Genomic DNA, 12,012 nt, shown 5'->3' with positions numbered 1-12,012 from the left:
TTATTTCTTGCCGCGGCGCGAGACGATCATCGAAGAAGTACGCTTGTTGCTGCGAGTCTTCTTGCCCTTGGTCTGCTGGCCCCATGGGGACACTGGATGACGACCTGCTGCCGTTTTACCTTCACCACCACCGTGCGGGTGATCGACCGGGTTCATGACCACACCGCGAACGGTAGGACGAACACCGCGCCAGCGCATCGCACCAGCTTTACCGATCTTGCGCAGGCTGTGTTCGGCATTGCCGACTTCGCCTACGGTCGCGCGGCACTCGATGTGCACGCGACGCACTTCACCCGAGCGCAGACGCACTTGAGCGTAGGTGCCTTCACGGGCCATCAGCACAACGCCGGCGCCGGCGGTACGGGCCATCTGGGCACCCTTACCTGGCAGCATTTCGACGCAGTGCATCACGGTACCGACCGGGATGTTACGGATAGGCAGGCAGTTGCCCGACTTGATAGGCGCTTCCGAACCGTTCATCACGCTGTCGCCAACGGACATGCCCTTGGTCGCGATGATGTACTGGCGCTCGCCGTCGGCGTAGCACAGCAGGGCGATATTCGCGGTGCGGTTTGGATCGTATTCGATACGTTCCACTTTCGCAGGAATGCCATCCTTCTGACGCTTGAAGTCGATCAGGCGATAGTGCTGCTTATGACCACCGCCGATGTGGCGGGTGGTGATGTGGCCGTTGTTGTTACGGCCGGCAGTTTTGGATTTCTTTTCAACCAGGGCAGCGAACGGACGGCCTTTGTACAGGTCCGGGTTCACCACCTTCACCATGCCGCGACGGCCTGGGGAGGTTGGCTTCATCTTTACGAGTGCCATTATTTAGCCTCCTCGGAGAAATTGATTTCCTGGCCAGGCTTCAGGCACACGAAAGCACGCTTGGTATGGTTGCGGCGGCCGGTGAAACGACCCGAACGCTTGACTTTACCTTCGCGATTGACGGTTTGCACCGACAGGACTTCAACCTTGAACAGCAGTTCAACGGCTGCCTTGATCTCAGGCTTGGTCGCATCCGGCAGTACGCGGAATACGATTTGCTCGTTCTTTTCCGCGACCATGGTGGCCTTCTCGGAAATGACCGGAGCCTGCAGCACCTTCATCAGGCGCTCTTCGCTGTGTTTGATGACTGCGCTCATGCCAGCATCTCCTCAATCTTGGCCAGTGCCGCTTTGGTGACCAGGATCTTCTTGTAGAAGACCAGCGACATTGGATCTGCGTGACGTGGCTCAACCACCAGCACGTTAGGCAGGTTACGGGAAGCCAGTTCCAGGTTTTCTTCGATGTTGTCAGCGATGATCAGCACCGATTCCAGACCCATGGCGTTCAGCTTTTGCGACAGCAGCTTGGTTTTTGGAGCTTCGATGGCGAAGTCTTCAACAACAACCAGGCGCTCTTCGCGAGCCAGTTGGGACAGGATCGAGCAGATACCAGCGCGGTACATCTTCTTGTTCACTTTGTGGGTGAAGTTCTCGTCAGGCGAGTTCGGGAAGATGCGACCACCGCCGCGCCACAGTGGCGACGACGACATACCGGCACGAGCGCGGCCGGTACCTTTTTGGCGCCATGGCTTCTTGGTCGTGTGGTGGACTTCTTCACGGTCTTTCTGCTTACGGTTGCCGCTGCGAGCATTGGCTTGGTAGGCGACCACGATCTGGTGGATCAGGGCTTCGTTGTAATCACGGCCGAAGACGGTGTCAGCGGCGGCAACGTTGGAAGATGCTTGACCTTGAGCATTCAGGAGCTTGAGTTCCATCGATTAAGCCCCTTTCTTTGCTTTGACTTTGACAGCAGGCGAGACGACCACTTGGCCGTTTTTCGCGCCTGGTACCGCGCCTTTGACCAGCAGCAGCTGACGGTCGGCGTCGATACGAGCGATTTCCAGATTCTGGGTGGTAACAGTAACGTCACCCATGTGGCCGGTCATGCGCTTGCCTGGGAATACACGGCCCGGATCCTGCGCCATACCGATCGAACCTGGTACGTTGTGCGAACGCGAGTTACCGTGGGTTGCACGGCCCGAAGCAAAGTTGTGACGCTTGATGGTACCGGCGTAGCCCTTACCGATGCTCGTGCCCTGAACGTCGATCTTTTGACCAACTTCGAACAGCGAAGCGGCGATAACTTCACCAGCTTTCAATTCTGCAGCTTTAGCAGCGTCAACGCGGAACTCTTTCAGCAGAGTACCGGCTTCGACACCAGCTTTGGCGTAGTGACCGGCTGCGGCTTTGGTCACGCGGGAAGCGCGACGTTGACCGAAGACGACCTGAACAGCGGAGTAACCATCCGTTTCAGGGGTTTTGATTTGCGCAACGCGGTTGTTCGACACGTCCAGCACGGTGACTGGGATCGAGTCCCCATCATCCGTGAAGATGCGCATCATGCCAACCTTGCGACCGAGGAGGCCTAGGCTCATTTTTTCTCCATTCCCACCTACGATTGGGCGGGGCTTTGTTTAACTACAAAAATTAGTACGGCCCGTAAAAAGATGGATTCCATACCGAAGCCGGCTAGTGTATCGCGAAAAGACTCTTGACGCAACAACTTAGTACGGGGTATGTGAACTATTTGGGGCCAATGAAAAAGGCCAGGCATTGCTGCCTGGCCCCGTGCTGCTTCACGCTAGCTGCTTACTTGTATACGCAGCCAGATTACTTGAAGGCGTACTTCGCGGTCGCGCGGAAGGTGCGGCCCATGCCGTTGTGCAGCTGGGTATTGAAGCCTTCGGTTGGGTAACGCGGATCGTATGGCGCCGCCTTGTCCAGAATATTCTTGATATTCAGGGCCAGGGTCAGGTTCTTGACGCCGGTGTACGCGTAGTTCACGCCGAAAGTGGTCCAGCTAGCAACTTCGCAGTTCGAGCTGGTGTACTTCGGCAGGCCGCCCAGCTGGTAGGCGCTGGAAGGCTGGCCGGTGCCATAGTGGCAGTACGGGGTTGGGTACTCCACGGCGTTGTCGTAGCGGCGCAGCAGGGAGACGTGGTCGACGAAGTCCGCCGACAGCGTGGTGCTGTGCACGCCGAAGGTCCAGTTGGTCGACAGCGACGCGCGGTTGCGTGGATTGTCGCCAGCCGACACCGCCCAGTCCGACAGGCCGCCGTTCGAGCCCGCCGTGTTGTGGGTCGCATCGCCAGGCTGCATGGCGCGCTTGTAGGTGCCCAGGTAGCTCCAGTTCAGCGTGCTGCTCAGGCGGCCGTAGTCGCCCAGCGAGTTACGCAGCGTCACTTCCAGGTCCAGGCCGGAAACCTGGGTCGAGCCCTGGTTGATGTAGGAACGGTTTACCTGCATCAGCGGGCCCGAGTTCGGCACCACGACGCCGTTTACCACCAGCAAGTTGGCCGGATTGGTGTCACGCAGCACTTCCGCGCCAGGGTACTGGTTCGGGTGGTCGATCACGGTTTGCGCACCCAGCAGCGCGGTTTCATCGCGCAGCTTGATGTTGTAGTAATCGATCAGGATGTCCAGGTTCTTGGTCGGCTGCAGGATCAGGCCCAGCGATGCGGACTTGGATTTCTCCGGCTTCAGCTCTGGATTGGCCTTGGACAGACTGGAAATGCTCTTCGAGCAGTCGGTACGGTCGGCGGTGCCGATCGGATTGACGCCGTCCGGGCAGCGGATCGAGTCGGTCACGGTCTGGAACGACTGCACGCCGCCAGGCGAAACCTGGGTCAGGGCCGGGGCGCGGAAGCCGCGCGCATAGGTCGCGCGCACGGCCACTTGCTCGGTCACGGTCCACTTGCTGCCCGCTTTAGGCACGAAGCTCGATTCGGTCGGATACTTGTCGTAGCGGCCGGCGAAGTCCATCTCGAAGTTCTTGAAGAACGGCGTGCGCAGCTCGATGAAGGCCGACTTCACATTGCGCTGGCCGTCAGCGACCGAGTTGGCCAGGCCGATGATGTCGCCGGCGCGGGTGGCCGCATCCGGGGTCAGGCCGATTTTCTCCTGGCGCGCCTCGGCGCCGAAGGCCAGGCCGATGTCGCCGCCGGACAGCTTGCCCAGCGTGGTCGACGCTTTGGCATCGATCTGCATCACTTGCGAGAAGCCTTTGTTTTCCAGGTCGCGGGTCGAGTTCGGATCAGCAATGGTCGACGCGATGGTGCGGTTTTCCGTCATGATGCGCTCGACCACCGGGCGGTACAGCATGCCCAGGTAGTGTTCGGTACGCTCGCTGCGGTTCCACAGCACGCCGGTTTCCCAGTCAAACGCGCCGGTGGTGCCTTTCAGGCCGGCCAGCACGCGGTAGGATTCGTTCAGGTTGTCGCTGCCGCCGGTGTGGCCCATGAAGCGGAAGCCCACTGCGGTGCGCGAGGTCGGGAACGGATTGTCCGGATGGCCGACCGGCAGGATCAGCTGGAACTGCGACGACGGCTTGCCGTCGGCCGCGAACACGGTGCTCGACGAGGTGCTCGAGATCGTGCGCGGCGCGCCCAGATAGGTACGCTCGACGCGCGCGTACGACGCCTCCGAGAACGCGGTGATCGATTCGTTGACCTTGAAGGTGCCGCGCGCCAGGATGTTGGCGTCCTTGCCGGCGCTCTGCACTTCGCTGTAGTCGTTCAGGTTGAAGTTACAGAAAGTACGGTCGATCAGCACGCTGGTCGCGGTCAGATTGTGCTGGGCGATGCTGCCCACCAGCTTTTGCGACGGGTCGCAGTTGGTGCGGTTGATCACGTCGGCGCGCAGCGCGTAGGTGGTGGCAAAATTCTTGCCGCCCGGAGTGCGTTCGCGGTAGAAGAACGGCTGATCCGTCAGGCTGCTCGAGTACGGGTTCAGGCGGGCGTTGATGTAGCTGTAGGCAGCCTGGTCGACGTCGGTCGCGTTCGGGATGGTGGTGCTGTCGCGCTTGGAGACGTCGAACGAGATAAAGCCGTTGTAGCGGTCTTTGTCCAGGTCGCCGAAGCCGATCACGCCGCTGACATTTTTGCGGGCGAATTCGCCGTCATCGTTGGCGGTGATGCTGGCCGACATGTCGAAGCCAGTGTAGTCGGTCTTGGTGATGAAGTTGATCACGCCGGCGATCGCGTCGGAACCGTACACGGCCGAAGCGCCATCCTTGAAGATCTCAACGCGCTCGATGGCGGAGATAGGAATGGAGTTCAGGTCGTACACCGCCGATTTGCCCTGGTTCGGGTCGGCGTACGCGGACGAGGCGATACGGCGGCCGTTCAGCAGCACCAGGGTCGAAGACGAACCCAGGCCGCGCAGGGAGGCGGTGGCCGCGCCGCGCGAGAAGCCGCCGTCGACGATGTCGATCGACGCGCCGGAGCCGAAGGCCGGGATCGAGTGCAGCAGTTCGGCCACGGTGTTGGCGCCGCTGGCCGCGATCTGCTTGGCGCTTACGGTCTGGACTGGCGACGAGCCTTCCTTATCCGAACGCTTGATGTTGGAACCGGTCACGAAGACCTTGGTAACTGGCGCTTCCGCAGCTTCTTGTGCGATTGCAAACTGGGTGGTACCCAGCGCTACTGCAACGGCGAGGACGCCCCGTTTGAGGACTAATTTATTGTTCAAAAGTTTCTCCGCTGTAAGGGTTGCAAGGGACTATGCCGGTGCTTGGACACCGGTTGCCATCTGTGCCGACGGCTTGTTTCAGAATACGCTGCGCTATTCCGAAGAGGGAATCTGAACATCTGAGTTAATGAAAGTCAATGAACTGGCAATATATTTGCCTCGGCTTTTTTTCACAAAAAATAACATTACGGCGCCGATGCCATACAAAAAGCTAGAAAATTACAAAAGTGTCGAATTTTATTTAAGAAATTTCATGTTTCTACATATATTCACAATTGCAGCTTAAAGTTTTCAGAAACATATGCATTTTATGTTCCGTACAATGATGCCGGATTACAACAGCCTTTTAGTTACAAATATGCAAAAAAACAACGCCCTGCCGGTTGCTGAAATCACTGGACGGCAATGCGGGCAACGGCGCTGTTTCAAAACAAAAAAGAGTGCCTCCAGATTGCTAACACGGAGTCTTATATCGTTTTTTGACGATCGGTCAAAATCTGCGCCGCCTCCGCGCCGCCCAATTGGTACCAGTCGACTTTGCGGGTGGCGACCATGATGGCGGCCAGCACGGCGAACAGCAGGATGGCGCCCATCACCAAGGCGTTGTTTTCCGAACTGAGCAAGCCGTACAGCACGCCGTACAAGGCCGTCAGCGCGGCGCCGAAGGCCAGGCCGCGGCGCCGGTCGCGCAGCACGTGGGCCAGGTAGTAGCCGGTCAGCAGGATGCAGGCGGCGCTGGCCAGCAGGTAGGCGCCCAGGAAGGCGATGTGCTCGGACAGGCTGACCAGCAGCAGGAAGAACAGCACCAGCGCCAGCCCCACCAGCGCGTACTGCACCGGGTGGATGGGCAGGCGCTTGAGCACCTCGAACAGGAAAAAGGCGGCAAAAGTCAGCGCCACGAACAGCAGGCCGTACTTGGTGGCGCGGTCGGCCATGGAATAGATGTTGACCGGCTCGATGAAACCGACCGCGAAGCTGTCCGGCACGGCGCCGCGGGCGGCGCTGCGGGCCGCCTCGTCGCCGGAGCCGGCGGCCAGCTCGCGCTGGCGCAACTGCTGCTGCGCCTCGGTCGACAGCGCCGAGATGCGCCACAGCGCCTCGAAGCCCTGCTCGCCCACCTTGCGCTGCTCGGGCAGGAAGCGGCCGCTGAACTGCGGATGGGGCCAGGACGAGGCCATCGCAAAGCGGTTGTTGCGCGCCAGCGGCACGAACTGCTGGCGGTCCATGCCGGACAGGCTCAGGCCAAAGCTGAACTGCACCGGGCCGGCGGTGGCGTCGGCCATGGCCAGCGGCACGTGCAGGCCCTGGCGGGCGGCGGCCAGGCCCGAACCCTGCTCGAACTCGAAGCTGCGCGCGCCCCAGCGCAGCTTGGGAATGTCCCGCACGCCGCGCACGTCTGAAATGCCGAGCGCCACGAAAGGCGGCTCGGGCGCGATGTCGGAGCGCTCCACCGTGCGCGGCAGCGCGGACACCGGCGGCACCGTGAACGCGCCCGCCACCGCGTGTTCGCCCTGGAACATCAGCACCTGGTGGATGCCCCGGTAGCGGCGCTCGGTGCCGAAGGTGGACTTGACCTCCAGCTGGTCCGGGAACACCAGGTGGCGCAGCTGCTTGCGGTAGCGCTTGGCCTCCTTGCGCTTCTCGTCGCCCGCCACCGGCTCCATCACTTCATAGGTTTCGCTGTAGGGCATGACCAGCACCGGCCCGTACACGGTCTGCTCGCCCACCGAATCCTCGGCGATGCTGCGCGCCGCGTCCTGGCGGTAGGCGCTGCGCTCGCGGATGGTGGACTCTATCAGCAGCAGCGGAATACCGATCAGCAGCATCACCGCGATCACGGCCAGTATTTTGAACAACAGTTTCTTTTGCATGGCGCTTCCTTCAGGTTGGAGTGGCGCCAGTCTAGAAAACCCTTGTGCGGTGAGGATGCGTTGCGTGTGAAGCGCTACAGCGCCAGCGGCAGCGGCAGGTAGAGCGCGGCGCGGCAGCCGCCCTGCCCCGGCCCGCCGGTGTTGGCCACGCTGACGCTGCCGCCGTGCAGGGCCGCCACTTCGCGCACAAAGGGCAGGCCCAGGCCGGTGCTCTTGGCGCCGCCGCCGGGGCGCGGCAGCGAATAGAAGCGCTCGAACACGCGCCCGGCCGCGTAGTCGGGAATGCCGGGGCCGCCGTCGGCCACGAAGATTTCCACGCCCTCGCCCAGCATGCGGGCGCCCAGCGCCACCACGCCGCCGGCCGGCGCGAAGGCGATGGCGTTGTCCAGCAGATTGCCGATGGCCTGGCGCAGCAGCAGCGCGTCGCCGTGCAGCACCGGGGCGCCGTCCTGCGGCAGCTCCAGGTCCAGGCGCAGGCCGCGCGCGGCCAGGGGCGCGGCGAAGTCGCGCGCCGCCTCATGCAGCAGCGCGCCGCCGTCGATGCGCTCGAGCGCGTCCAGGCGCTGTTGCTTCTCCACCCGCACCAGGGCCAGCAGCTTGTCGATCAGCTGCCGCTGGCGCGCGTTCTGGCTCAGTATGCTGGACAGGAACTGGCGGCGCTGCTCGGGCGGCATGTCCTCCTGCAGCAGCTCGGCCGAGGCCTGGATGGCGGCGATGGGGCTTTTCAGTTCGTGCGTGAGCGTGTGCATCAGCGTTTCCACATACTCCTTGCCTTCCAGCTTGACGCGCATGGCCTCCAGCGCGTGGCCCAGCGTGCCGATCTCGGTATTGCCCAGCACCGGCAGCGCCACCTTGCGGCCGGCCTGCACCTCCTCCACGTAGTGCATCAGCTTGCGCAGCGCGCGCGCCAGCCAGTAGGTGGACGCCAGGCCGATCAGCAGCGACAGCGCCAGCAGCAGCGCGCCGCGGCGCAGGATGTGCTGCTGGCTGCGCTCGACAAAGCCCTGCACGCTGGCGTTGGGCTTGGCCACGGTCAGCACGCCGATCAGGCGCTCGCCGTCGCGGACGGGGGCCGCCACGTGCATCACGGTGCTGTTCTCGTCGTCCTCGCGGTCGCGCGTGCTGCGCGCGCCGTACTTGCCGCGCAGGGTCAGGTAGACGTCGTTCCAGCGCGAGTAGTCCTTGCCCACCGCCTTGTTCTCGGAATCGAAACGCACGATGCCCTGCGCGTCGGTGATGTAAATGCGGTAGTCCAGCTTGTTCTTCGGCAGGCCGCTGATCTGCGCGCTGACGCCGCGCCCGGCGTAGTCGCGCATGCGCGCCAGCATGGGGGCGGCGTCGTAGGCGCCGGCGCGCACGTCGTCGGCCACCATCACGGCCAGCAGGTTGGCGGTGTCGACCAGGGTGTCTTCCAGCGTGGCGCGCACGCCCGGCTTGACCTCGGCCATGAACACATTCAGCAGGAACCATCCGGCCAGGCCGACGATCAGGAAATAGCCCAGCAGAATGCGCAGGCCTATCCTCATGTGGCGGCCAGGCTGTAGCCCAGGCCGCGATGGGTCTGGATCGGCTCGTTGTCGGGGGAGACCGCGCGCAGCTTGGCGCGCAGCGACTTCACATGGGCGTCCACGGTGCGGTCCAGGGTGTCGGCGGCGCCGGTCCAGACGCGGTCCATCAGCTGCGCGCGCGACAGCACGTGGCCGGGATGTTCGATCAGCGTCTTGAGCAGCAGGTATTCATAGCGCGTCAGCTCGAGCGCATGGCCGAGGTAGAGCACGCGCGCCTCCAGCGAGCGCAGTTCCAGGCCCGCCACGCGGCGCGCCTGGGAGGACTGGGCCGCCTGGGCTGCCTGTAATGCAGCGGCCTGCGCGGCCTGCGGCCCCAGGCGGCGCAGGATGACGCGGATGCGCGCCACCAGTTCGCGCGGCGAGAACGGCTTGGTCACATAATCGTCCGCGCCGATTTCCAGGCCCACCACGCGGTCGATCTCATCGCTGCGGGCGGTGAGGAAGATCACAGGCGCGTCCGAGAACTGGCGCAGGCGGCGGCACACTTCCAGGCCGCTCATATCGGGCAGGCCGATGTCGAGCACCACCAGCTCCGGCGGCGGCTGGCCGCCCTCCCCGCGCATGGCCTCCAGCGCCTGTTCGCCCAGCATCACGTGCAGCGGCGCAAAACCCTCGGTGCGCAGCGCATAGGCAATGCCGTCCGCAATCGCCTGCTCATCTTCAACGATCAGGATCGTCTTAGCCATAACATTTCCAGGAACTTAACATCCGCCGAATGTACTGCGCAGAGGGCACGCTGTCCAGCGGAGAGTGCGCCGTGTGCGGCGAGAGTGATAAGCTCGTTGCGCATCGCGAGCCTTGTATGGATAATTTGCCTTTATAGCAGTTTAATTCGCGGCAAAAATCCATACATCCAGACAAAATGTCCCAGACTCCATCCATACAAGCGCCTGCCTGGCTGGGCGAATTCAGCGTGGATGGCGGGCCGCGCTATCTGCAGATCGCCGATTTCATCGAGCGTGCCCTGTCCGACGGCCGCCTGCAGCCGGGCGACCGCCTGCCGCCGCAGCGCAGCCTGGCGGCGCGGCTGGCGGTGGACCTGACCACGGTGACGCGCGCCTACGACGAGGCCAGGCGCCGCCACCTGCTGGAGGGCCGGGGCGCGGCCGGCACCTACGCGGCGGCGCCGAAAGTGGAGCTGGCGCCCATGCTGGACCTGAGCATGAACATCCCTCCCCCGCCTGCCGGGGTGGATTTCGACGACATGCTGAAACTGGGCCTGTCCCAGGTGCTGATGCGCACCGACAGCGATTTGCTGATGAGCTACCAGCTGGGCGGCGGCAGCCAGGCCGACCGCGCGGCGGGCGCGCTCTGGCTGGCGCCCATGTTCGGCCGGGTGGACGAGGAACACGTGGCGGCCTGTCCGGGTGCGCAGTGCGCGCTGGCGGCGCTGATCCTGGCGCTGACGGGGCCGGGCGACGCCATCCTGGCCGAGCCCGCCATCTACCCCGGCCTGCGCTCGGCGGCCGGGCAGCTGGGACGGCGCGTGGTGGCGGTCGATGTGGACGGCGACGGCATGCGGCCCGATGCGCTGGAGAAGGCCTGCCGCAAGCACCGCGCGCGGCTGGTCTACCTGAACCCGACCTTGCAGAATCCCACCGCGCACACCATGCCGGAGCAGCGCCGCCGCGAGATCGCGCAAACCGCCATCCGCTGCGGCGCGGCCATTATCGAGGACGATCCATACTGGCTGCTGGCGGGCGGCCGCGCGCCCGCTCCGCTGGCCCGGCTGGCGCCGCGCCACGTCTACTACATTTCCACGCTGTCGAAATGCCTGGCGCCCGGGCTGCGCACGGCCTTTGTGCTGCTGCCGGACGCGCAGCTGCGCGAGCGCTTCCTGCTGGCGCTGCGCTCGCTGGTGCTGATGCCGTCGCCGCTGGCCGGCGCGCTGGTCACGCAATGGATACACGACGGCACGGCGCAGCGCCTGCTGGAGGGCGTGCGGGAAGAAGCGCGGGCGCGCCAGCAGCTGGCCGCGCACATCCTGGCCGGGCTGGCGTTCGCGCCCGGCGGCGCGGCCACAGGAGCGGCGGTCACGACCGCGGCGGCCGATGCCGGCGGCATCCACATCTGGCTGACCTTGCCGGACTACTGGCGTTCCGGCCAGCTGGCCCAGGCCGCGCTCGCCGAAGGACTGTCCGTCACCGCCTCGGACGCCTTCGACGGCAGCGCGCACCCGCCGAACGCCATCCGCATCTCGCTGGGCAGCATCCGCGACCGCGCGCGCCTGGCCGGCGCGCTGCGCAAACTGTCCCAACTGCTGGCCCGCATCCCGCCCGCGCCGCGCGAGCTGGCGGTGTGAGATTCCTTCCGGCTGTATTCAGGCCGTAAACGGCACTGGGGCCGGGAGCTGCGTGTGCAGGTCCCGGCCCCAGTGGGCTGGCGGCAGGCTGTTGGGCCGCCGCCTGGCCGAAATCAATTATTGCAGTTTGATTTCTACGTCCACGCCAGCTGGCAGGTCCAGCTTCATCAGCGCGTCAACGGTCTTGTCGGTTGGGTCGACGATGTCCATCAGGCGCTGGTGGGTGCGGATTTCGAACTGGTCGCGCGAAGTCTTGTTCACGTGCGGGGAACGCAGCACGTCGTAACGCTGGATGCGGGTTGGCAGAGGTACTGGACCTTTTACCACGGCGCCGGTGCGCTTCGCGGTGTCAACGATTTCCAGAGCGGACTGGTCGATCAGCTTGTAGTCGAAAGCTTTCAGGCGGATACGGATTTTTTGGTTTGGTGCGGACATGATTATTCCTTAAAAGAACGAGCCGGCGCGGGAGCGGCGGCAATAAGTAACAAACTCAGTACAAAACTCAGTACAGCTAAGAGGCGAGATCATAGCACCAAAATGCCAGCCATGCCCGTCTCTGCGACAAAAAAAGGCAGCGCCGCGAACGGCACTGCCTTCTTGTCTAACCGAGGCTATTAGGCCAGGATTTTTGCAACAACGCCGGCGCCGACGGTACGGCCGCCTTCGCGGATTGCGAAGCGCAGACCTTCTTCCATAGCGATCGGGTTGATCAGCTTAACAGTGATCGACACGTTGTCGCCTGGCATAACCATTTC

At 63.5% G+C, this 12,012-nt stretch carries 11 protein-coding genes; 1 reads left to right on the top strand and 10 read right to left on the bottom strand.

Annotation, left to right across the window (positions count from 1 at the left end):
- The 8 genes from rplB to creB form a co-directional block, all read right to left on the bottom strand.
- Complete coding sequence (gene rplB / locus AC07S4_RS21735) at nucleotides 1-828, bottom strand: 50S ribosomal protein L2 (protein WP_056404299.1); 828 nt, start codon at nucleotides 826-828, stop codon at nucleotides 1-3.
- On the bottom strand, nucleotides 828-1,145 hold the full coding sequence (rplW, locus tag AC07S4_RS21730) for a 50S ribosomal protein L23 (RefSeq protein ID WP_161071434.1): 318 nt from the start codon (nucleotides 1,143-1,145) through the stop codon (nucleotides 828-830). The genes rplB and rplW overlap by 1 nt, the downstream gene beginning before the upstream one ends.
- Entirely contained in the window at nucleotides 1,142-1,762 is a 621-nt protein-coding gene (rplD, locus tag AC07S4_RS21725) for a 50S ribosomal protein L4 (protein ID WP_056404301.1), read from the bottom strand. Before rplD ends, rplW begins: the two co-directional genes overlap by 4 nt.
- Nucleotides 1,763-1,765: 3 nt before the next feature.
- Nucleotides 1,766-2,422: a 50S ribosomal protein L3 gene (gene rplC / locus AC07S4_RS21720; protein ID WP_132133176.1), complete on the bottom strand. Its 657-nt coding sequence runs from the start codon at nucleotides 2,420-2,422 to the stop codon at nucleotides 1,766-1,768.
- 235 nt (nucleotides 2,423-2,657) lie between these two features.
- Entirely contained in the window at nucleotides 2,658-5,516 is a 2,859-nt protein-coding gene (locus tag AC07S4_RS21715; RefSeq protein ID WP_494988628.1) for a TonB-dependent receptor domain-containing protein, read from the bottom strand.
- A gap of 467 nt (nucleotides 5,517-5,983) precedes the next feature.
- Complete coding sequence (gene creD, locus AC07S4_RS21710; RefSeq protein WP_494988627.1) at nucleotides 5,984-7,387, bottom strand: cell envelope integrity protein CreD; 1,404 nt, start codon at nucleotides 7,385-7,387, stop codon at nucleotides 5,984-5,986.
- Nucleotides 7,388-7,461: 74 nt separating this feature from the next.
- On the bottom strand, nucleotides 7,462-8,913 hold the full coding sequence (gene creC / locus AC07S4_RS21705; RefSeq protein WP_494988626.1) for a two-component system sensor histidine kinase CreC: 1,452 nt from the start codon (nucleotides 8,911-8,913) through the stop codon (nucleotides 7,462-7,464).
- Nucleotides 8,910-9,641 carry a two-component system response regulator CreB gene (gene creB, locus AC07S4_RS21700; protein ID WP_494988625.1) on the bottom strand — a complete coding sequence of 244 codons (732 nt, stop codon included), beginning with the start codon at nucleotides 9,639-9,641 and terminating at the stop codon, nucleotides 8,910-8,912. Before creB ends, creC begins: the two co-directional genes overlap by 4 nt.
- A 176-nt stretch (nucleotides 9,642-9,817) precedes the next feature.
- Here creB and AC07S4_RS21695 point away from each other — a divergent pair, with 176 nt between their 5' ends.
- On the top strand, nucleotides 9,818-11,257 hold the full coding sequence (locus AC07S4_RS21695; RefSeq protein WP_494988624.1) for an aminotransferase-like domain-containing protein: 1,440 nt from the start codon (nucleotides 9,818-9,820) through the stop codon (nucleotides 11,255-11,257).
- Nucleotides 11,258-11,374: 117 nt separating this feature from the next.
- On the opposite strand, the gene rpsJ is transcribed toward AC07S4_RS21695, so the two are convergent.
- Both rpsJ and AC07S4_RS21685 read right to left on the bottom strand, forming a co-directional pair.
- Entirely contained in the window at nucleotides 11,375-11,692 is a 318-nt protein-coding gene (gene rpsJ / locus AC07S4_RS21690; protein ID WP_028101676.1) for a 30S ribosomal protein S10, read from the bottom strand.
- A gap of 179 nt (nucleotides 11,693-11,871) precedes the next feature.
- On the bottom strand, nucleotides 11,872-12,012 hold a 141-nt coding region (locus tag AC07S4_RS21685; protein ID WP_494988896.1), incomplete at its 5' end, for an EF-Tu C-terminal domain-related protein.

Source organism: Pseudoduganella sp. GW821-FHT05F09 (assembly GCF_059419605.1).
The sequence above is the reverse complement of the archived record's forward strand: the minus strand, read 5'-3'. Positions and strand labels throughout refer to the sequence as shown.